20 protein-coding genes and 2 tRNA genes are annotated in these 20,549 nt (G+C 30.0%); 15 read left to right on the forward strand and 7 right to left on the reverse strand.

Annotation, left to right across the window (positions count from 1 at the left end; all coding sequences use genetic code 11):
• The 3 genes from FIA58_RS12900 to FIA58_RS12910 are packed head-to-tail and all read right to left on the reverse strand — an operon-like array spanning position 1 to position 1,936.
• Positions 1 to 828: a GLPGLI family protein gene (locus tag FIA58_RS12900; protein ID WP_140962897.1), complete on the reverse strand. Its 828-nt coding sequence runs from the start codon at positions 826 to 828 to the stop codon at positions 1 to 3.
• Positions 829 to 831: 3 nt separating this feature from the next.
• A complete protein-coding gene (locus FIA58_RS12905) occupies positions 832 to 1,644 on the reverse strand; it encodes a GLPGLI family protein (RefSeq protein ID WP_140962898.1) in 813 nt (270 codons plus the stop codon).
• Positions 1,645 to 1,699: 55 nt separating this feature from the next.
• Entirely contained in the window at positions 1,700 to 1,936 is a 237-nt protein-coding gene (locus FIA58_RS12910) for a hypothetical protein (RefSeq protein ID WP_140962899.1), read from the reverse strand.
• Positions 1,937 to 2,244: 308 nt separating this feature from the next.
• Between FIA58_RS12910 and dnaE the strand changes: the two genes are divergently transcribed.
• The 7 genes from dnaE to FIA58_RS12945 all read left to right on the forward strand — a co-directional run bounded on the left by dnaE (position 2,245) and on the right by FIA58_RS12945 (position 10,010).
• The gene (gene dnaE, locus FIA58_RS12915) at positions 2,245 to 6,765 is read left to right on the forward strand and encodes a DNA polymerase III subunit alpha (RefSeq protein ID WP_140962900.1); all 4,521 of its coding nucleotides are present in this window, start codon (positions 2,245 to 2,247) and stop codon (positions 6,763 to 6,765) included.
• A gap of 70 nt (positions 6,766 to 6,835) precedes the next feature.
• A complete protein-coding gene (locus FIA58_RS12920; protein ID WP_140962901.1) occupies positions 6,836 to 7,420 on the forward strand; it encodes a peroxiredoxin-like family protein in 585 nt (194 codons plus the stop codon).
• A gap of 139 nt (positions 7,421 to 7,559) precedes the next feature.
• Positions 7,560 to 7,877, forward strand: coding sequence for a thioredoxin (gene trxA, locus FIA58_RS12925; protein ID WP_140962902.1), 318 nt, complete (start codon positions 7,560 to 7,562; stop codon positions 7,875 to 7,877).
• 88 nt (positions 7,878 to 7,965) lie between these two features.
• Positions 7,966 to 8,889, forward strand: a complete 924-nt coding sequence (locus FIA58_RS12930; RefSeq protein ID WP_140962903.1) for a DUF58 domain-containing protein — start codon at positions 7,966 to 7,968, stop codon at positions 8,887 to 8,889.
• 97 nt (positions 8,890 to 8,986) lie between these two features.
• Positions 8,987 to 9,060: transfer RNA gene (locus FIA58_RS12935), tRNA-Asp, on the forward strand.
• 244 nt (positions 9,061 to 9,304) lie between these two features.
• Positions 9,305 to 9,378, forward strand: a tRNA-Asp gene (locus FIA58_RS12940).
• Positions 9,379 to 9,629: 251 nt separating this feature from the next.
• Positions 9,630 to 10,010: a hypothetical protein gene (locus tag FIA58_RS12945; RefSeq protein WP_140962904.1), complete on the forward strand. Its 381-nt coding sequence runs from the start codon at positions 9,630 to 9,632 to the stop codon at positions 10,008 to 10,010.
• Between the two features lies 1 nt (position 10,011).
• Here the strand turns inward: FIA58_RS12945 and FIA58_RS12950 are convergent, their stop codons facing one another.
• Positions 10,012 to 10,512, reverse strand: a complete 501-nt coding sequence (locus tag FIA58_RS12950; RefSeq protein ID WP_140962905.1) for a DUF456 domain-containing protein — start codon at positions 10,510 to 10,512, stop codon at positions 10,012 to 10,014.
• Between the two features lie 112 nt (positions 10,513 to 10,624).
• On the opposite strand from FIA58_RS12950, the gene FIA58_RS12955 reads away from it, so the two are divergent.
• The 5 genes from FIA58_RS12955 (at position 10,625) to FIA58_RS12975 (ending at position 14,663) form a co-directional block, all read left to right on the forward strand.
• Entirely contained in the window at positions 10,625 to 10,993 is a 369-nt protein-coding gene (locus FIA58_RS12955) for a BlaI/MecI/CopY family transcriptional regulator (RefSeq protein ID WP_140962906.1), read from the forward strand.
• Complete coding sequence (locus tag FIA58_RS12960) at positions 10,986 to 12,278, forward strand: M56 family metallopeptidase (protein WP_140962907.1); 1,293 nt, start codon at positions 10,986 to 10,988, stop codon at positions 12,276 to 12,278. Before FIA58_RS12955 ends, FIA58_RS12960 begins: the two co-directional genes overlap by 8 nt.
• Positions 12,279 to 12,284: 6 nt before the next feature.
• Positions 12,285 to 13,394: a tetratricopeptide repeat protein gene (locus tag FIA58_RS12965; RefSeq protein ID WP_140962908.1), complete on the forward strand. Its 1,110-nt coding sequence runs from the start codon at positions 12,285 to 12,287 to the stop codon at positions 13,392 to 13,394.
• Positions 13,395 to 13,606: 212 nt separating this feature from the next.
• Complete coding sequence (locus FIA58_RS12970) at positions 13,607 to 14,092, forward strand: energy transducer TonB (RefSeq protein ID WP_140962909.1); 486 nt, start codon at positions 13,607 to 13,609, stop codon at positions 14,090 to 14,092.
• An 85-nt stretch (positions 14,093 to 14,177) separates the two neighbouring features.
• Positions 14,178 to 14,663, forward strand: coding sequence for a hypothetical protein (locus FIA58_RS12975; RefSeq protein ID WP_140962910.1), 486 nt, complete (start codon positions 14,178 to 14,180; stop codon positions 14,661 to 14,663).
• Between the two features lie 2 nt (positions 14,664 to 14,665).
• On the opposite strand, the gene FIA58_RS12980 is transcribed toward FIA58_RS12975, so the two are convergent.
• Both FIA58_RS12980 and FIA58_RS12985 read right to left on the reverse strand, forming a co-directional pair.
• Positions 14,666 to 15,691, reverse strand: coding sequence for a glycosyltransferase family 2 protein (locus FIA58_RS12980; protein ID WP_317167907.1), 1,026 nt, complete (start codon positions 15,689 to 15,691; stop codon positions 14,666 to 14,668).
• 71 nt (positions 15,692 to 15,762) lie between these two features.
• Positions 15,763 to 16,701 (reverse strand): lysylphosphatidylglycerol synthase domain-containing protein, encoded by a 939-nt coding sequence (locus FIA58_RS12985; protein WP_208022806.1) that lies wholly within the window; start codon positions 16,699 to 16,701, stop codon positions 15,763 to 15,765.
• 62 nt (positions 16,702 to 16,763) lie between these two features.
• Between FIA58_RS12985 and ruvC the strand changes: the two genes are divergently transcribed.
• Genes ruvC through FIA58_RS13000 form a run of 3 tightly spaced genes read left to right on the forward strand, consistent with a single transcriptional unit; the run spans position 16,764 to position 19,243 of the window.
• Positions 16,764 to 17,318 carry a crossover junction endodeoxyribonuclease RuvC gene (gene ruvC / locus FIA58_RS12990; RefSeq protein WP_140962913.1) on the forward strand — a complete coding sequence of 185 codons (555 nt, stop codon included), beginning with the start codon at positions 16,764 to 16,766 and terminating at the stop codon, positions 17,316 to 17,318.
• On the forward strand, positions 17,315 to 18,463 hold the full coding sequence (gene hemW / locus FIA58_RS12995; RefSeq protein ID WP_140962914.1) for a radical SAM family heme chaperone HemW: 1,149 nt from the start codon (positions 17,315 to 17,317) through the stop codon (positions 18,461 to 18,463). The genes ruvC and hemW overlap by 4 nt, the downstream gene beginning before the upstream one ends.
• Before the next feature lie 12 nt (positions 18,464 to 18,475).
• Positions 18,476 to 19,243, forward strand: coding sequence for a cyclase family protein (locus tag FIA58_RS13000; protein ID WP_140962915.1), 768 nt, complete (start codon positions 18,476 to 18,478; stop codon positions 19,241 to 19,243).
• Positions 19,244 to 19,299: 56 nt separating this feature from the next.
• Here FIA58_RS13000 and FIA58_RS13005 read toward each other — a convergent pair whose 3' ends face one another.
• On the reverse strand, positions 19,300 to 20,541 hold the full coding sequence (locus FIA58_RS13005; RefSeq protein ID WP_140962916.1) for an ammonium transporter: 1,242 nt from the start codon (positions 20,539 to 20,541) through the stop codon (positions 19,300 to 19,302).
• Positions 20,542 to 20,549 lie beyond the last annotated feature (8 nt).

Raw genomic sequence — 20,549 nt, forward strand, 5'->3', positions numbered from 1 at the left:
TTATTCTGTTATTTCAATATACAAATTTTCCATTTTTTGTTTTGTAGGTATGTATTTTGGTAATTCTTTAGCTATTAGCAATGATCTTTCATATTTTTGTTCTATTAGGTTATTTGCGTGTTTTAAATAGGTGTCATATCTAAACCATTGGGTAAATCTTTCTTCTACATCTTGTTTGATAAAATCAATTTTGATGGGTTCTTTTACAGGGTATTCAATGTTTTTAAAATAGAAATAAATATGATAGTCACTATCATAAGCTTCTAAAACTAAACCGGGTAACCCGTTTAATTTCCAAGGGCCATAAGGAATGGGAATAGCTGTCGTATACCAAACTGTATATTCTCTTCCTCTAAAAGAGGCAGTTGCTTTAAGACAAGTATAGCTACCTATTTTTTTAGTTTCTTTTTCAAATTTCCAATTAATGGTAGGTCTTTTTTCTTTGACATAAATATTGCCCATACCCATTACATAAGACCACAAAGTGTCTTTCTCTCTATCAAAATACACTTGATTTCCTACATAGTTAACAATTTGCCTACCGCCTCTTAGATTAATAGTTGCAGGTGTGCCTTTTTCATCATTTCCTTCAGTAAAAACGGGTTCAATTTGAGGCTCTGCACTTCTTTCTAAGGAGTCTTTTTGAGTAACAAAGTAAGAATGCTTGCTGTCAAAAGTTAATTGTGCTTTGTATTCTTCCCCTTGTTTTTGTCCATATATCAAACTTTTAATATAACCATAATTAACAATTCCTTGTTTTTCTTGAGCATTTAAAAGACTATTTATAAATAGTAATATAAATATAAAGTAAAAGTTTAATTTTTTCATTTTTTAATTAGTAATTTCTATATATCTTTCTCGAATCTTGGGTTTAACTGGGAAGAAATTTTCCATTTGTTTCGCGGCTAGTAACATTTTTTCATATTTAGTTGCGTTATCTTCTTCAATAATTTTTAAATAGTCTTCATAAGTATACCATTTTATAAATGAACTATCAGGAGATTCTTTAATAAAATCGATTTTTATTATTTTTTCTAAAGGATATTGTATGTTTTTGAAAAAGAAATAAATATAAAAATCGGTGTCATATGCTTCTAAAACAAGACCAGGTAAACCGTTGAATTTCCATGGGCCGTAAGGAATTGGGATTTCTGTAGTGTACCAAACGATATAATCCCTTCCTCTAAAAGTAGCGGATGCTTTGTGACAAGTATAGACTCCTATTTTCTTAGTTTCTTTGTTAAAATTCCATTTTATTAGAGGTTTTTTTTCAGAGATATACATGTTTTTTGGATTTCTTAAATAACTCCAAAGACTATCTTTGTTTTTATTGTAGTAAATTTGATTGCCTGTGAAGGTTGTTAAAAAAGCTCTGTTTCCAATAGCACCAATCGTTTTTGTATTACCATCTTTTTCATTTGTAGCTAGAGTTTGTATTTGAGTATTGTTGTTGATGTCATTTTCTAAGGAATCTTTTTCTGATACAAAATAAGACTGGTTTCCATCAAAAATTAATTGAGCATTAAATTCATGACCGTTTTTGTTACCTAACAATAAACTTTTAATATAACCATAATTGACTATACCTTGTTTTTCTTGAGCAAAAGAACTTATAAATAATAATAAGAAAAATAAACTTTTCATCTGTTATCTTTTTAATAGTCAACCTTTATTTTTTAAAGGTTGACTAAATGTAATTCTACCAAATACCTAAAGATCTACATAAATTATTTCCTGTTGATAATGCAACATCAAAATCATCAGTGTTAGTTTGAAAAATGTAAGATTCACCATCTTTACAAATTACGTACCAAGTAAATTTTGGATTCTTAAGGTTTTCTAACTTAACGTCTTCTTTCTCTTCGGTTTCAACTTTTTTAATTTCAATAATTTTTGTTTCTTCAGTTTTAGAAACCTTTTTGTTGTTAGCTTGCATAAAGAAAGACGCACTCAATGCCTCGATTAAAAATAATTTTTCATTTTAAATATTTTAAAATGTTTATAATAATTGTTAACACAAATAAAAAGAGAATATTTTGTAATTCAAATACTTTAATGAGATTTTATCTAAAACTATGTCATCTGTTTTTTAATTAATAATGCATAATGTTTATTTGTTTAGAAATAAGGTTAAAATAGCTACTGTTAACAACTAAAATTGCGCTTTATTTTTAATAATTGTACTTTTGAAGATTGTAATTTTATTGTAATTTGACACTTTAATCATTTGGAAATTAACCGACTATGTATTTAATATTCGATACCGAAACTACTGGATTACCAAGAAGTTGGGCAGCACCTATAACCGATACTGATAACTGGCCTCGTTGTATTCAAATTGCTTGGCAGTTACACGATGAATTGGGGAATTTAATAGAGCATCAAGATTATTTGGTAAAACCAGAAGGATTTAATATTCCTTATGATGCAGAACGTATTCACGGTATTTCAACAGAATTAGCGGAAAAAGAGGGGATTCCTTTGTTAGAAGTATTAGAGAAATTTAATATTGCTTTATCGAAAACGAAATTCATTGTAGGTCAAAATGTAGGTTTTGATGTCAATATCATGGGTTGTGAATTTCATAGAATGAACGTGGGTTCAGATATGTCAAAAATGCCTGTTTTAGATACATGTACAGAAGTGACTGCCCAATTGTTGAAATTGCCAGGTGGTCGTGGAGGAAAATTTAAATTACCAACACTAACGGAATTACATGAATATCTTTTTGGTGTTCCTTTTTCTGAAGCACACAATGCCACTGCCGATGTGGAAGCAACAACACGATGTTTTTTAGAATTGATTAAAAGAGAGGTGTTTACCAAAGAAGAATTAGACGTTACACCAGATTATTTTACTAAATTTAAGGAACACAATCCAAAAGAAATTCAACTTATTGGATTAAAACATATCAATTTAAAGAAAGCTTCTGACGAAATTAGAAAGCAACTTCAAAAAGTTGAACAACAAAATACACAAACAACCATTTCCGAATCGGATAAAAAAGATTTTTCAAAAGCTAAGTTTGCTCATTTACACAATCATTCTCAATTTTCGGTTTTACAATCTACAATCGGAATTCCTGCGTTGGTTTCGGCTACAGCCAAAAATAAAATGCCAGCGGTTGCTATGACTGACACGGCAAATATGATGGGCGCTTTTCATTTTGTGAGTGCAGTGATGAATCATAATAAAGCCACTAAAGCAAAGATTGAAGCAGCCATTGAAGCAGGTGAAGAACCTACAGAAACTGAAATCAAACCCATTGTAGGTTGCGAATTCAATATCTGTGAAAATCATCTAGATAAAACCAAAAAAGACAATGGCTATCAAGTGGTTTTGTTGGCTAAAAATAAAAAAGGCTATCACAATTTGGCAAAGATGTCATCTATTGCTAACATTGACGGATTTTATTATGTGCCAAGAATAGATAAAAAAGTTGTTGAAAAGTACAAAGAAGACATCATGGTTTTGTCTGGTAATTTGTACGGAGAAATTCCAAGTAAAATTTTAAATATTGGTGAAAATCAAGCAGAAGAAGCTCTGATTTGGTGGAAGGAACGATTTGGTGAAGATTTCTATCTAGAAATTATGCGACACAATCAGGAAGATGAAAATCGTGTCAATAAAACCTTAATTGAATTTTCGCAAAAACACAATATTAAGCTAATTGCAACTAATAATACGTATTACGTTAATAAGGAAGACGCTAATGCACACGATATTTTATTGTGTGTAAAAGATGGTGAAAAACAAGCGACACCAATAGGTAGAGGTAGAGGTTATCGTTACGGTTTACCCAACCAAGAATACTATTATAAATCGGAAGAAGAGATGAAAAAACTCTTTGCTGATTTACCAGATGCTATAATTAATATTCAGGAAATTGTCGATAAGGTCGAAATTTACTCGCTTTATAGAGACGTTTTACTTCCTAAATACGATATTCCAGTCGAGTTTGTAAATCCAGAAGATGAAAAAGACAATGGAGTAAGAGGAGAAAATGCCTATTTACGCCATTTAACTATGGAAGGTGCTAAAAGGAGATATGGAGAAATTACACCTGATATTCAAGAACGCTTGGATTTTGAGTTATTAACGATTTCTAATTCGGGTTATCCAGGTTATTTCTTAATTGTACAAGATTTCATTGCAGAAGCTAGAAAAATGGATGTTTCGGTTGGTCCAGGTCGTGGTTCTGCTGCTGGTTCAGCAGTGGCTTATTGTTTAGGAATTACAAATATTGACCCAATCAAATACGATTTACTTTTTGAGCGTTTCCTAAATCCAGATCGTGTGTCGATGCCCGATATTGATATTGATTTTGATGATGAAGGTCGTGGCCGTGTAATGGATTATGTAATTAAAAAATATGGAGCCAATCAGGTAGCGCAAATTATTACATATGGTAAAATGGCAACCAAATCAGCTATTCGAGATACGGCTCGTGTATTAGATTTACCACTTTTTGAAGCAGACAGAATTGCGAAGTTAATTCCAGGAATGATGCCTTCTAAGTGGAATTTGGCACGCTTTATTTCAGAAAAAGAAGATGATGTTAAAAAAGCCTTACGTTCAGACGAATTTGACAAGGTTAAAGAATTAATTGCGATTGCTAATGAAGGAGACTTAGCAGGAGAAACAATACAGCAAGCCAAAATTCTGGAAGGTTCCATGCGAAATACAGGAATTCACGCTTGTGGTGTAATTATTACTCCATCTGATATTACGAATTATGTTCCGGTAACTACTGCAAAAGATTCCGATTTATATGTAACCCAATTTGACAACTCCGTTGCAGAAAGTGCAGGATTATTAAAAATGGACTTCTTGGGTCTGAAAACCCTAACCTTAATTAAAGATACAGTCAAATTAGTCAAATATCGAAATGGTATTGATCTGGATCCAGATACTTTTCCTATTGATGATAAAGAAACGTATGAATTGTTCCAAAGAGGAGAAACCGTTGGGATATTTCAATACGAATCTCCTGGAATGCAGAAATATATGAAAGATTTAAAGCCAACTGTTTTTGGAGATTTAATTGCTATGAATGCATTATATCGTCCAGGACCTTTGGAATACATCCCTTCATTTGTAAGAAGAAAGAATGGTGAAGAACCTATTGTGTACGATTTAGAGGCTTGTGAAGAATACCTAGGTGAAACCTACGGAATTACGGTCTATCAAGAGCAAGTGATGCTTTTGTCACAATCTTTAGCTGATTTTACCAAAGGTGAAGCCGATGTTTTGCGAAAAGCTATGGGTAAAAAGCAAAAAGAGGTACTAGATAAAATGAAACCAAAGTTTGTGGAACAAGCTTCCGCAAAAGGACATGACGCTAAGGTTTTAGAGAAAATTTGGAAAGACTGGGAAGCCTTTGCAAGTTACGCTTTCAATAAATCACACTCTACTTGTTATGCTTGGATTGCTTATCAAACTGCTTATTTAAAAGCGCATTATCCAGCAGAATATATGGCTGCGGTACTTTCTAATAATATGAACGATATTAAACAAGTTTCCTTCTTTATGGAAGAATGTAAACGAATGGGGCTAGATGTTTTAGGACCAGATGTGAATGAATCATTTTATAAATTTACAGTTAATGAAAATTATGCGGTTCGTTTTGGAATGGGAGCGATTAAAGGAGTTGGAGCTAACGCAGTAGACACAATTGTACAAAGTAGAAAAGAAGCACCTTATAAATCGATTTTTGATGTAGCTAAGAAAATAGATTTACGCGCAGCGAATAAAAAAGCTTTTGAAAGTTTAGCCTTAGCTGGAGGATTTGACTGTTTTGACGAGACGCACAGAGCACAATATTTTCATGATGATGGTGATGGAATTACTTTTTTAGAAAAAGCTGTAAAATATGGTGCTAAATTCCAAGAAAATGAAAATTCATCACAAGTAAGTTTGTTTGGTGATGCTTCAGAAGTGCAAATTGCAGAGCCTGTTGTTCCTCCTTGTGAAGAATGGAATACTATGGAGAAATTGGCCAAAGAAAAAGAAGTAGTTGGGATTTATATTTCTGGACATCCGCTTGACGATTATAAATATGAAATGAAATATTTCTGTAATGCTAGATTAGAAGAACTAAAAGAGTTGAATAATTTCCTTGGTAAAAATATTAGTATTGGAGGAATCATTACTAGAGTGGAACATCGAGTAGCAAAAAACGGCAAAGGTTGGGGAATGTTCACATTAGAAGGGTACGATGAAACTTACGAATTCCGAATTTTTGGTGAAGAATATTTAAAATTTAGGCATTTCTTAATTCAAAATAATTTTACGTTTATAAAATTGGTAGTCAAAGAAGGTTGGACTAATGCTGAAGGAAAAAAAGGAGATCCAAGAGTGCAATTTGTAGAAGTGAAAATGCTTCAAGACGTACTTACAACTTTTGCTAAAAAAATAATACTGCAATTTAGTATCAATGATTTAAGTGAAAATTTGATTCAAGCTTTGTATGATTTGTTTGCCAAAGAAAAAGGAGATAACACCGTTACGATTGAGGTAATGGAGTTGGAAAAAGTGAAAAAGCAAATTGTAGAAAGGATTGAAAATGAAACGATAGATGTAAGTGATGATACAGATAGTGACGAAGAATTAGAAGCTGTAGAAATTGAACCTACAATCAAAGAAGTTGAAGAAATAAAAGTGGTTACGAAATTGAGTATGCCTAGTAGAAAAATGAAAATTAAAATTTCAAACGAGTTATTACAGGAGTTAGAAAATATGCAAATTAACTTTAAACTCAATTAATGTTAGCTGGCAAACAAACTAGAAAACATACATGAAATACCTTTGTAAATAAATTTTCAAATTAATAACAATGAAAAAAGTACTTACAGTCGTATTGTTCAGTTTAAGTTTTGCAATACAAGCCCAAATGGCTGACAAACCAGAAAATGTTTCTCCTTTGTTAATTGGTGAAAAAATACCGAATATAAAGCTTCAAGATATAAAAGGAAAAGAGGTAGAAACCAATACACTTCTTGATAAAAAAACGGTTTTAATTGTTTATAGAGGTGGTTGGTGCCCTTATTGTAATGCACAATTAGCCGATATGCAAGAAATAGAACAAGATATTTTATCTTTAGGTTACCAAATTGTAGCAGTTAGTCCAGATTCACCATCTTTTTTGAAAGAAACGGAAGATAAAGGAAAGTTAGGGTATATGTTGTTTTCAGATAGTAATGGTGTTTTTTCAAAAGCCCTAGGAATAGCTTTTACGGCTCCTGAAAAATACGGAAAAGTGTTAAGTAACTATTCTGGAGGTAAAAACACAAATTGGTTACCTGTTCCAACGGTTTATGTTTTGAATGAAAAACAAGAGATTGAATTCATGTATATAAATCCTGATTATTCGAAAAGGTTAAATGGGAATTTGTTGTTGTCAGTATTAAAAACCTTATAAATTCAATTTTTAAATTGAGCCATAAGTAAAATTTATATTAAACTATAAAATTTGGAATAATTATTTCTAAATTTGTATTCAAGTTCACTATAACTTTAAACTAGGTAATAAAGCAATTGTAAACATAAAATAAAAAAAAATGGCATTAGCAATAACAGATGCTACTTTTGATGAAGTAGTATTAAAATCAGATAAACCAGTAGTAGTAGATTTTTGGGCAGCTTGGTGTGGACCATGTAGAATGGTTGGACCAGTTATCGATGAGGTAGCTACAGAATATGATGGAAAAGCAATTGTAGGAAAAGTAGACGTAGATGCAAATCAAGAATTTGCTGCTAAATATGGTGTTAGAAATATTCCTACAGTTTTAGTTTTTCAAAATGGAGAAGTAGTGGGAAGACAAGTAGGAGTTGCTCCTAAAAAAACATATACGGATGCAATTGATGCATTACTATAATTGATTTACAATGACAATGTTTAAAGGTCTAACTATAAAGTTAGGCCTTTTTTTATGATTAAAGAATTTATCTCATTATATTTGATTTATGAAGATTGAAAGTCAATTAGAAAAAATTTCAAGTTTTAAAAATTTAGAATTACTTGCAAACCAAGTAGTAGAAGGTTTTATTTCTGGAATGCATAAAAGTCCATTTCATGGGTTTTCAGCAGAGTTTGCAGAGCATAAGATTTATAATCCAGGAGAAAGTACTAAGCATATAGATTGGAAGCTCTTTGCAAAGACAGATCGATTATATGTAAAACGTTATGAAGAAGAAACAAATCTTCGTTGCCATTTAATTATTGATAATTCTTCATCAATGCACTATCCTTTGCTGACTAAAAGAGATGTTTTTTATGAAAATAAAATAGGTTTTTCGGTTTTAGCTTCAGCTGTTTTGATGAACCTACTTAAGAAACAAAGAGATGCGGTTGGATTAAGTATTTATTCCGATAGTTATGAGTTTTATGCTAGTGAAAAAGGTAGTGATAGGCATCATCGTATGATTCTTAGTAAATTAGAAGAGATTCTGCAAAGTAATAATACTAAGCAGACAGATACGGTTGCATTTTTGCATCAAATTGCAGAAAACATTCATAGACGTTCAATGGTTGTTTTGTTTACAGATATGTTTCAGTATGAAGATGAAGATAAAATTTTTAAGGCATTACAGCATTTGAAACACAATAAACATAAAGTGGTTGTTTTCCATGTTTATGATAAAAAAACAGAATTAGCATTTGATTTTAATAATGCACCAAGAAAATTTATAGATGTTGAAACAGGAGAAAGTGTTCAAATATTTGCTGAGAGTATAAAAGAAGAATATGAAAAAGAGATTCAAAGTTATTTTAAAAAAATAGCAAATACCTGTTTGCAGTACAAAATTCAATATGTGCCTGTAGAAATAGGAGAAAATTTCGAAAAAATTTTAACTACCTATTTGGTTGAAAAACAAAAGTTTGGGTAAATTTTGTTTCTATTTTTTTAAAAAAAAACATATTTTTTTAAAAAAATATTTGGAAGATTGGAAAAGCGTTGTATATTTGCACTCGCAATAAGGCACTGGTTTGGTAGTTCAGTTGGTTAGAATACATGCCTGTCACGCATGGGGTCGCGGGTTCGAGTCCCGTCCAGACCGCTAAATTGGGAGAAGCATTCTGAGAAATCAGAATGCTTTTTTGCCCCATAAAAGCATCTAAAGTAGTTGTGTTGTTTAGTCCTGAGTAAGATCAGGATGGTTTAGTAGTTAGACCGATGAAAAGCTTTTCACCTTTATGGTGGATGGCTTTTTTGTTTAGAAACTATTTAGTTTGAAAAAAAGTATTAAAATAATAAGATAAATGTAGATTCTGTGTTAATTTCTGCAATTATTTATAAAGTTTGGTTTGGTAGTTCAGTTGGTTAGAATACATGCCTGTCACGCATGGGGTCGCGGGTTCGAGTCCCGTCCAGACCGCTAAATTTTTTAAAAAAGCATTTCATTAATGAAATGCTTTTTTTTGTTTAACAAAAGATCTAGAATAGTTGTGCTGATTAGTAGGTTGAAACACGGGAAGTAGTTAAATACTATGTTTTTTCAGAGTATTTTTTAAATATTTTCTTTATTTCATTTTCAAAGTTTAACAAAATGTATGTTTTTCTTGTAAAATTTATTCTCATGTTTGGATTATATTTGAGAGAGGTTTATAATGATAATAGCTTGTTTTTATGAAAATTGAATTACATGAAGAGAAAATAGTAATAAAAGGAAAGCATTTAATTGAGATAAATTACAATGAAATTGAATCTGTGGATCTAAAAGTGGGTGGTAATAATAGAAGAAAGTTCGTTTTGTTGATTTATTTAATTTTGTTATTTATTGTTTTTTCAAAAATTGATTTGTCAATTTTTAGCATGAGTATTTCAATTTTATTTTTATGTATTCTCTTGTTCTATAAGTTTGATTCTATAAAAGGTAAGGCAATCCTTTTTTATAAGAATAAAAAGTTTAAAATGACTTTAGATACTGAAAATTTTGAATCTACTATTAAACTAATAGATATTTTACAATTAAATAAGTATAGAAGATTAACAAATCCTAATGGTTGATTTAAAAGAATGCCTCAGAATTCTTCCAAATAATCATAATAAATAAACCCAAATAGATTATAGAAACCACAAACTTCATGAAAGTGCTTGCTAGGAAACCAATTAATGAGCCAGTTGCGGCTTTTAATGCTCTATTATGATCTTTTTTATCAAAAAGAAGTTCTCCGACTAAAGCTCCTATAAAAGGACCTATTAGGAATCCAAATGGAATAGGTGTTAATAAACCTACGATTAGTCCAATATTTGTTCCCCAAATACCATATTTACTACCTCCAAATCGTTTTGTACCCTTAGCAGGTATAATGTAATCTAATATAACAATACTTAAAGCAATAAATAAAGTGATTCCTAAAATCCAATAATTTGTTTTTACTTCAGGAGTTAAGTATAATAATAATATACCTAACCAACTAATAGGAGGTCCTGGTAGTATAGGTAAAAAACTCCCTATTATTCCTGTAATCATGCAAATAAACCCAATAATTAATAAAATGTACTCCATTTATTTTTTAAATATTTTCTAAATGTATAAAATAAAAAATGAACTAAAAAGTTAGTTGAACTAAAAAATTAGTCCTATATTTGTTTTTTAAACTAAAAAATTAGTTGAAAACATGACGAAACAACTCACAAAAGCAGAAGAGGAAATTATGCAAGTGCTGTGGCAGTTAGAAGAAGCAAATGTAAAAGACATTATTACGTTATTTCCAAATCCTAAGCCAGCTTACAATACTGTGTCTACAATTATTCGTATTTTGGAAACAAAAGAATTTGTTTCTCATAGACAAAAAGGTAAAGGGTATATTTATTTTCCAATTGTAAAAAAATCTGAGTATAGTAATAGTTCTTTAAATAAATTGGTGGAAAATTATTTTCAAGGATCTTTTAAAAATATGGTTTCTTTTTTTGTTAAAAAGAATGATGTAGATTTAAATGATGTAGAACAGTTGTTAAATGAAATAAAAAGGCAAAAAGATGAGTAATTTTATTATTTATGGTCTTCAAATTATGCTAATTCAAGCGTTCTTTTTGTTGGTATACCAAATGCTATTAGACAAAGAAACTTTCTTTAAGTGGAACCGATTTTATCTTTTGGGAACTATTTTGTTTTCTTTTATAGTTCCGTTTATCACAATTTCTGTTTTTAAAAATGCTAATCAGTTTGTGCAGCTTAACGAAGTTGTTTTGTATAATAAAAAAAGTAATGAAATTACAATGGCTGTTAAAAATCAATTAGATGCTAATTCTGTTGTTTTTTATGTTTATCTATTTGGATTGATTCTTTTTATGGTTCTTTTTTTTATTAAACTGAGGAGTATTTGGAAGCTAAAAAAGAATGCTAAAGTAATGATGTATAATAAAAATAAGATTTATGTTCTTAAACATTCAAATCAGGCTTTTTCATTTTTGAATTTCATTTTTATAGGAGAAAAAAACAAGAGTAATCAGGTTATTTTAAATCATGAATTAGTTCATAAATCAAAAAAACACTCTGTTGATTTATTGTTTTTAGAAATAACTAGAATTTTATTTTGGTTCAATCCAATGTTATTGGTTTATCAAAATAAGTTGACTGAGGTTCATGAATTTGAGGCTGACGCAACAGTAGTGAAATTAGATAAAGTAGAATATTTTGAAAGTATAATTAATCAAATCTTTCAAGTCAGAAATTGGTCTTTTACCAATGATTTTTTCAATCAATCATTAATCAAAAAAAGAATAGTTATGTTACAAAAATCAAAATCAAAAAAAAGCGCAGTAATTAAGTATGTTTTAGTTGTGCCAATGTTACTATTGAGTATTTTATTCTTTTCAAATTGTGTTGAAAAAGAAGAAGACCCCAGTGTTTATAGAACTAATATTGTTGAAGGTGATGAAACGGTTTTAGTAAAAAAGGAAGAGACAATTTCTTTTGAACGTTTTGAAAATGTTGATGAAACACCACGTTTTAAAGATTGTGAAGATGTTGCTGATGAAGAAACATTAGCTTGTTTTAACGAACAATTGAATTTGCATATCAAAAAAAACTTTGCCTATCCAGAGGTAGCTGCTGAAGAAAATATTCAAGGTAGGGTGGCTATTCAATTTATTATTGATGAAGAGGGTAATGTTACGAATGTTATGGCAAAAGGACCAAAAAACGGAAAGCTTCTAGAGGAAGAAGCTATTCGAATAGTGGAAGCTTTACCTCAATTTATTCCTGCCAAGTTAAATGGAAAATGCGTAAATGTAAAATATGGACTTCCTATTACATTTAAACTAATGTAGTATTACATGAAAAAAGGATACTTATTGTTTGCATTATTTGTTTCTCAAATAGTTTGTACGCAAAATTTTAAATTGGCTGATAGCCTTCTTGCTGTTGGCCAATTTGACAAAGCTATTGAATCGTATCAAAAAGAAACACATCTTAATAAATATTTCAAAATAGCAAAAGCCTTTGAAGCTAAAGGGAATACTAAAGAAGCCTATTTGAGTTACCAAAATTATTTAAAAAAAGATTCTTTAAATCAAATGGTTAATTATAATTATGGATTGATGTTAATAGAATTGGCTAAATTCAAAGAAGCACAAATTTGTTTTAATCAATTGGTTAAAACCAATGAAAATCCAACATTTTATTATTATTTAGGTTTGTCATATGAGAAGCAGAATGCTATTTCAGAAGCCTTATATCATTATCAAAAAAGTTCAAAATTAGACTCTCTTTACTTTAAAAGTAATTACAAATTAGCAGTGCTGTTAATTAATCAAAAAAAGATTGAGGAAGCGAAAAAGATATGTACTCGTTTTTTAAACGAAAATCAAGAGGATATTGAAATGCTCAAACTAAGGGCACAAATCAATTATGTTCAGGAAAATTACAATCAAGCAATAATTGATTTTAACCAATTATTACTTTTAGGTCAAACTGAAACTTTCATTCTTGATAAATTGGCAAAGTCTTATTATGAAAAAAAAGAGTATCAAAGAAGTAGTATCATTTTTTCTACTTTAATAGATGAATTAGATGAGGCTTCATATTATTTTTATCGAGGAAAATGTTATGGTTTCTTAAATGAATTAGAGAAAGCGGAAGTAGATATTAAAACAAGCATTGAACTAAAGAGTTTTACATTTGAAAACGAATATTTTTATTTGGGATATTTCTACCAAAGAAAAAAGAATTTCAAAAAAGCTCTATATTATTATAGAAAAGCTATCAAGGAAGATAAAAATCACTTAGAGGCTAATTACCAAATACTTATTATAAAAGATTACTTGGGAAATAGTAATAATGAAATGCTTAAAGAATATCAATTGTTTTTAAAAAAATTTCCAAGTCTAGCAGAAGAAAAAAAACAATATTTAAGTAATAGAATAAATCAATTAAAAGAAAAATAAATTCGGGGTTTTGAAATTTGCAATTATGAGATTGTTATTTTAAATTAAATTAATTTTGTATAAAATATTTTTTATAGTCTTTTTTTATTGACTTAATATTTTTTTTGTATTTTAGATATGGATTTTCTATCAATTCAACGTTTGAATAGAGTTTTGTTGATTGAAAAACTGAAACTATAAAGTGCTTTATTGGTGTCCTAAAAAAACAAAATATGATTGAAAATACTATCAAAATAAAATTAAAAAGTAGAGCGTTATTATTTTTTATTTTCATAATATCTCTATCAATTACTTCGTTTGAAAATATATCATTAGCTTCTGAAGATTTTATTGAATTTGAAGTGACAGAAGTGGTGCCATTGTTTAAAGGGTGTGATAATTCAAATTCTAGAAAGGAGTCTGTTGAATGTTTTAATAAGAAGATGATGAATCATATTAAAAGAAATTTCAACTATCCAGAAGAAGCTTTAGAAAAAAGAATTCAAGGTAGAGTGGATGTTAGTTTTATTATTAATCAATCTGGAAAAGTAGAAAATATTAAAGCTAATGCTTCAAATGTAAAAGACTCTGATAAGAAAATATTAGAAATAGAGGCGACAAGAATTGTATCCTTATTGCCAAAATTTACTCCTGGAATGCATAAAGGTAAAATTGTAAATGTAAAGTATGGTTTGCCTATTGTTTTTAAAATGATGTAATGGTATTGAAAGCTATTCTTAGTTTAGATTTTAACACTTCAAAATAATTGTAAATAAAAAATACTATTTTTACAAAAAATATATTTTGAGAAGAAATACATACATTTTATTATTGCTTCTTTTTACACTTTTTTCTTGTCAGCTTTTTGACAAAAAAGTTCCTGATAAAGAAAAATTGCTAAAAGAAGAATTAGAAAAAATTAATTGGGAAGAGGTAGATGAATTTCCAACAGTGAATAATTGTGATTCTATTTTAGATAAGGAACTTCAAAAAAAATGTTTCTTTGATTACCTAATTCAAAATATCCAACAAAGAATTGGTGTAGATACTTTGCAGATTATGTATCCAGAAGTAGATACAATTGCAGTAAAAGTCACGATTAATCCAGATGCAACTCTTGAATTTCATACTGAAGTACCTAAAGAAGCTGTTACCTATGATATTAAAGTTATAGATAGTATACTTCAAAATAGATTATCAGATTTCCCTCATGTTGAACCTGCTATTAAAAGAGGAATAAAGGTAAAATCGCAATTCATATTACCTGTGATTATTAAAGTGGAAGAATAAGTTTATTTTTTAAACTTTCTGCCTTTCCAAGTATAATTGCCAAATAATGCATAAAAAGCTACAACACTGCTAAAAAAAGGATAGAAAAATAAACTCATTAAAGTCCATCTTAATTTGGATTTGAAATAAAAAGAGGTTTGAAGTAAAAGAATATAGTCTACTATGAACTTTATGCTTGTAAACAACAAAAAATCTTCAATTGTAGCATATTTTGTAAGAGATATAAATAGGGCTAAAATCCAACATAAATTAGTAAGAAACACAGTAATAGCAGTGGTTTTGCCAAATAAGGAATAGTATTCTGTACTTTTTGAGGCCCATCTTACACGCTGAAAAAATAATTTTTTCCACGAAGAAACACTTTCAGTATGAATAATACTTTCTGAATGCATACAAAACCCTATGGCTGTCTTTTCTTTTTGTATTGCTTTTTGTAAAAGGAAAACGTCATCACCACTAGCTATTAAATTGTTGCCTTCAAAACCGTTCAATTCTCTGAAAAAAACCTTCTTATAAGCAAAATTAGCTCCATTACACATAAAAGGTTCATTAATTCCAAAGCTTCCTATTGTAGCTCCTTGTAGGCTTAAAAAATCTAAATTTTGAAAAGCATGCAAAAAACCTTTTTTGTTAGAATAACGTACACCAGCAACAACCATTTTTTTATGGGTTTGTTGGATATAATTGTCTAAAATTTTCAGCCAATTGGGTTTTACTATACAATCAGCATCTGTTGTAATAATCCAGTCGTGAGTAGCTATTTTTATAGCAGTTTCAATAGCGTCTTTTTTAGGAGAATTTGATTTTCTATTAGTATTGATTACTGTAATGTGAAGTTTAGAATTTGGAACTTGAAACTTTTCTTCAGAGGCATCATCTACTAAAATGACTTCATACAGCTCTTTTGGGTAGTTTAGAGAGGATAAAGAAGCCAATAGTTTAGGTAAAGTATAAGTTTCATTACGGAATGGAATTATAATAGAAAATTTATTTTTTGGAGAAGTGTCATAAAAAGATGTTGGCTTCATTTTAGTAAAACCAAAAATTAAAAGGCATATAACTAATGCATAAATAAAAAGAACTGTAAATAAAAATACAATCATCTTTGTTGTGGTTTAAATCGTAAAACAAAATAACTGCCAATTACCACAGGAATAACCAAATTAAAAAACCACATAATTGAAGTGATCATTACTATCTTCCATTCGTTAATGTCAAATTTAGAAAATAAATAAACGGCAACACCTCCTTTAATAGCGACATCCATAAAATGAATGCTAGGAAGTAATGAAGCTATAAAATACAGGGTAAAAATAAGAGATAGAGCTGTAGAATAAGGAATTTCACAATTAAAAATCACTAATAAATAATAAAATTGGTGAGAAAAAACAAGATATCGCATAGTAGATAACTGGAAATTCGTCATCATGATGTTTGAAGGAAATTGCTTGATTTTTCTAATTAATTTTTCAATCGAAAATCCGTAAATACTAACCTTTTTGTATTTAATTATCAGAAAGACTATAAGAATGAAAAGTATAAAAAAAATGAAATAGACCGTTTTTATTTTGAAGTGTACCCAAAGCATAGTTTCTGTCTTTTTTATGCTTAAAAGAATAATTCCTAAAATGCCAAAAAAGCATGTGGTAGCCATTTGCGAACTGTTGCTTATGAAGTTAAGAAATAAGATTTTTTTCGCTTGTTCTTTTGAGTAAAACAATATTTTGGCTCCATATTCACCTATTCTGTTAGGAGTGAAAATGGAAGCGGTTAATGATCCTAAACTTTGTTTGGAAGATTCGAAAAAGGTAATTTCTTTAAAATAAGACACTAAATTCTGCCATTTGAAAATCTCTAAAACCCAATTTGTTATTGAAAATAAAATTAAAATTAGAATAGCTTTAAAAGAAATAGAACTCGAAACAGCATTCCAATCTATTTTTTTATTTTGCAATTGATAATAAATATAACCCAAAGCCATACTTACAACCAAAAGTTTGAGTATTACTAATAAGAATTGTTTAGCTTTGTCAGGCATTGTAATCATAAACGCAAAGTAATAAACTTTAAGCTTTAAACTTTAATTTTTAAACTAAAATTTTGGCAAACGAACGCATCATATTAGGAATTGACCCAGGAACGACCATAATGGGTTTTGGTTTGATTAAAGTCGTCAACAAAAAAATGGAATTTCTTCAATTGAACGAATTAATTCTTAATAAATATGATGATCATTATACCAAATTAAAAGTCATTTTTGAGCGAACAATCGAGCTAATAGAAACGCACCATCCAGATGAAATCGCTATTGAAGCCCCTTTCTTTGGTAAAAATGTGCAATCCATGTTAAAACTAGGTAGAGCACAGGGTGTAGCAATGGCTGCTGGTTTGTCAAGGCAAATACCTATTACAGAATATGAGCCAAAGAAAATAAAAATGGCCATCACTGGAAATGGTAATGCAAGTAAAGAACAAGTCGCGAAAATGCTCCAACAATTATTAGGCTTAAAAACGCTACCCAAAAATCTCGATTCAACTGACGGTTTAGCAGCTGCAGTTTGTCACTTTTTCAATACAGGGAAAGTAATAGGAGAAAAAAGTTATACAGGTTGGGATGCTTTCGTGAAACAGAATGAGAATAGAGTGAAGAAATGAGCGGCATTTACATTCATATTCCTTTTTGCAAACAAGCTTGCCATTACTGTGATTTTCATTTTTCTACTAGTTTGAAAAAGAAAGACGAAATGGTTTTGGCTCTAGCCAAAGAAATTGCCATGCGAAAAAATGAAGCAGCTAATGAAATCATTGAAACCATTTATTTTGGAGGAGGAACACCTAGTATTTTGTCTATTGAAGATTTGAAATTTTTAATAGATTCAGTTTACCAAAATTACAAAGTAGTTGCTAATCCAGAAATTACCGTTGAGGCTAATCCAGATGATTTAACGGAAGAACGAATAATTGAACTGTCTCATAATAGAGTAAATCGGTTATCAATAGGAATTCAATCTTTTTTTGAAGCCGATTTAAAAATGATGAATCGTGCTCATAATGCAAATGAAGCTGAGAAATGTTTAGCAATAGCAACTCAATATTTCGATAATATTTCACTCGATTTAATTTATGGGATTCCAGGTTCAAGTAATGAAAAATGGAAGAAAAACATTGAAAAAGCGCTTTCTTTTGGCATTTCTCATATCTCAAGCTATGCTTTAACGGTTGAGCCAAAAACAGCTTTGGAAAAATTTATCAAAAAAGGAATTATCAATCAACCTGACGACGAAGTAGCACAAGAGCAGTTTCATATTTTAGTAGATACTTTGCAGGAAAATGGATTCGTACATTATGAATTGTCTAATTTTGGGAAACCAGATTATTTTTCTAAGAATAATTCAGCTTATTGGTTAGGAAAAAAATATATTGGAATTGGTCCTTCAGCACATAGTTATGATGGTAAGAATAGAGGTTGGAATGTTTCTAATAATGCATTGTATATCAAATCGATTGAAGAAAATAAGTTGCCTTTTGAAACGGAAACATTAACTAAAAACGACCGTTATAATGAATATATTATGACAGGTTTAAGAACTATTTGGGGTGTTTCATTGGAACGAATTGAAAACGAATTTGGAACTAAATATTTAGATTATTTAAACAAACACGTAAAACGTTTTCTTGAGGATGATTTGTTGGAGATTATCGCTTCAAGTGAAGACGGTAACATATTGACAACTACCAAAAAAGGAAAGTTTCTATGTGATGGAATAGCTTCCGATTTATTTTTGCTAAATTTGGAATAAAATTATTTTCTATTGAAAACAGCTATTCAACATAACAATCAAGTGTTTGAAGTCGATTTGTCAAAACCTTTAGATATTTCTATTCCACTTACAAATGATGAGCAAAACCCTATTGCATGGTATCAAAATGTACCTCAAATAGGGCCTGTTGTAATGGGTGAATGGATAGGAAAAGTATCAGAAGGTAAATCATCAACTAATTTTAATAATATATTTTTCAACCCTCATGCTCATGGTACGCATACAGAGTGTTTAGGTCATATTACAAAAGAATTTTATAGTATCAATCAATCTTTAAAACAGTTTTTTTTTACTGCTGAGGTAATTTCGGTTGAACCAATAAAAAAGGAGGAAGATTTAGTTATTACAAGGGGACACATTGAAAAGGCTTTACTGAATAAAGAAACAGAAGCAATCATTATTCGAACTTTACCAAATCCAGAGAATAAAAAGCACTTAAAATATTCCAATACAAATCCACCTTATTTATTAGAAGAAGCAGCAATTTATATAAGAGAAATTGGAATAAAACATCTTTTGATTGATTTGCCAAGTGTAGATAAAGAACACGATGAAGGAAAGTTGTTGGCTCACAAAGCATTTTGGAATGTAAAAAACACAAAAAAATTGAATGAAGATGCCAGATTAACTAGCACTATAACGGAAATGATTTACGTGGACCATTCTATTTCTGACGGTAATTATATTTTGAACTTACAAATAGCTTCATTTGAAAATGATGCTTCACCAAGCAAGCCTGTTTTGTATAAAATCATATAAAAAAAAGACTGTTCTTTCGAACAGCCTTCTTCTAAAAATAATTAAGAATAAAATGGTTATTTTTCATTTAACCTGAAATCAGGATAAGCATTCATCCCGTGTTCCGTGATGTCTAGGCCTTCGGTTTCATCTTTTTCAGAAACTCTTAATCCTAGAGTCTTTTTCAGAATAAATAATACTATAAATGTAGTAGTTATTGCCCAAGCACCTATTGCAAAAACACCAACTGCTTGAATGCCAATTTTTGAAAAACCACCACCATATAGCAAACCACCATCGATTGCAAAAACACCAACTAATATTGTTCCTAAAGCACCACATACACCATGTACTGAAATAGCACCTACTGGATCGTCAATTTTAAGTTTTTCGTCTATAAAAGTAATTGCTAGAACAACTACTAATCCACAAATTGCTCCAATGGCTAAAGCTCCACCATTTGAAACGGCAGCACACCCAGCAGTAATTCCAACTAATCCTGCTAAAGCACCGTTTAATGTCATTGATACATCTGGTTTTTTGTATTTAATCCAAGTATAGAACATGGCTACAATGGCACCTGCTGCTGCTGCTAGATTGGTTGTAATGAAAACATTAGAAACATTTTTTGCATGTTCTCCAGAAATAGCTAATTCAGAACCTCCATTAAATCCAAACCATCCGAACCAAAGAATTAAAACTCCGAGTGCTCCATACATCATATTGTGTCCAGGGATTGCGTTAGATTTTCCATCTGTATATTTTCCTATTCTAGGGCCAACTAAATAAGCAGCAACTAATGCGGCCCAACCTCCAACAGAATGAACAACAGTGGAGCCTGCAAAGTCAACAAATCCTAAATTAGTTAGCCATCCACTTCCTTGCCATACCCAATGTCCAGAAATAGGATAAATAAATACAGTGATAACTAATGATAGAATTAAATAGGTAGAAAACTTAGTTCTTTCTGCAACAGCACCTGAAATAATAGTAGCAGCGGTTGCACAAAATACAGTTTGAAAAAACAAATTGTGCATTTCACCTTCTGTATTAAAGAACAATGATGGTGTTCCAATAAAAGATCCTATTGAATCTCCATACATTAAGGTGTAGCCAATTGCCCAAAAACCTAATGATCCAATACATAAGTCCATTACGTTTTTCATAATAATATTTATTGTGCTTTTTGATCTTGTGAAGCCAGCCTCAACTAAGGTAAATCCGGCTTGCATTAAGAATACTAATACTCCAGCAATAAGTATCCATAAAATATCAAAAGCGCCATTTATTTCCGTTATTTGATTAGTAACATCTTCCATAATAAGTT

Origin of the sequence: Flavobacterium jejuense, assembly GCF_006491595.2 — a bacterium.
GTDB classification, from domain to species: Bacteria; Bacteroidota; Bacteroidia; order Flavobacteriales; family Flavobacteriaceae; genus Flavobacterium; species Flavobacterium jejuense.

What these genes read in the sequence shown, in the direction of transcription:
- FIA58_RS12980 (WP_317167907.1), bottom strand. Translation starts at nt 15,691, where the DNA reads ATGAAGCCAACATCTTTTTATGACACTTCTCCAAAAAATAAATTTTCT.
- FIA58_RS12970 (WP_140962909.1), top strand. Translation starts at nt 13,607, where the DNA reads ATGATTGAAAATACTATCAAAATAAAATTAAAAAGTAGAGCGTTATTA.
- FIA58_RS12905 (WP_140962898.1), bottom strand. Translation starts at nt 1,644, where the DNA reads ATGAAAAGTTTATTTTTCTTATTATTATTTATAAGTTCTTTTGCTCAA.
- FIA58_RS12920 (WP_140962901.1), top strand. Translation starts at nt 6,836, where the DNA reads ATGAAAAAAGTACTTACAGTCGTATTGTTCAGTTTAAGTTTTGCAATA.
- FIA58_RS12910 (WP_140962899.1), bottom strand. Translation starts at nt 1,936, where the DNA reads ATGCAAGCTAACAACAAAAAGGTTTCTAAAACTGAAGAAACAAAAATT.
- FIA58_RS12965 (WP_140962908.1), top strand. Translation starts at nt 12,285, where the DNA reads ATGAAAAAAGGATACTTATTGTTTGCATTATTTGTTTCTCAAATAGTT.
- hemW (WP_140962914.1), top strand. Translation starts at nt 17,315, where the DNA reads ATGAGCGGCATTTACATTCATATTCCTTTTTGCAAACAAGCTTGCCAT.
- FIA58_RS12900 (WP_140962897.1), bottom strand. Translation starts at nt 828, where the DNA reads ATGAAAAAATTAAACTTTTACTTTATATTTATATTACTATTTATAAAT.
- FIA58_RS12955 (WP_140962906.1), top strand. Translation starts at nt 10,625, where the DNA reads ATGACGAAACAACTCACAAAAGCAGAAGAGGAAATTATGCAAGTGCTG.
- FIA58_RS12945 (WP_140962904.1), top strand. Translation starts at nt 9,630, where the DNA reads ATGAAAATTGAATTACATGAAGAGAAAATAGTAATAAAAGGAAAGCAT.
- FIA58_RS12930 (WP_140962903.1), top strand. Translation starts at nt 7,966, where the DNA reads ATGAAGATTGAAAGTCAATTAGAAAAAATTTCAAGTTTTAAAAATTTA.
- FIA58_RS12960 (WP_140962907.1), top strand. Translation starts at nt 10,986, where the DNA reads ATGAGTAATTTTATTATTTATGGTCTTCAAATTATGCTAATTCAAGCG.
- dnaE (WP_140962900.1), top strand. Translation starts at nt 2,245, where the DNA reads ATGTATTTAATATTCGATACCGAAACTACTGGATTACCAAGAAGTTGG.
- FIA58_RS13005 (WP_140962916.1), bottom strand. Translation starts at nt 20,541, where the DNA reads ATGGAAGATGTTACTAATCAAATAACGGAAATAAATGGCGCTTTTGAT.
- FIA58_RS12950 (WP_140962905.1), bottom strand. Translation starts at nt 10,512, where the DNA reads ATGGAGTACATTTTATTAATTATTGGGTTTATTTGCATGATTACAGGA.
- FIA58_RS12985 (WP_208022806.1), bottom strand. Translation starts at nt 16,701, where the DNA reads ATGCCTGACAAAGCTAAACAATTCTTATTAGTAATACTCAAACTTTTG.
- trxA (WP_140962902.1), top strand. Translation starts at nt 7,560, where the DNA reads ATGGCATTAGCAATAACAGATGCTACTTTTGATGAAGTAGTATTAAAA.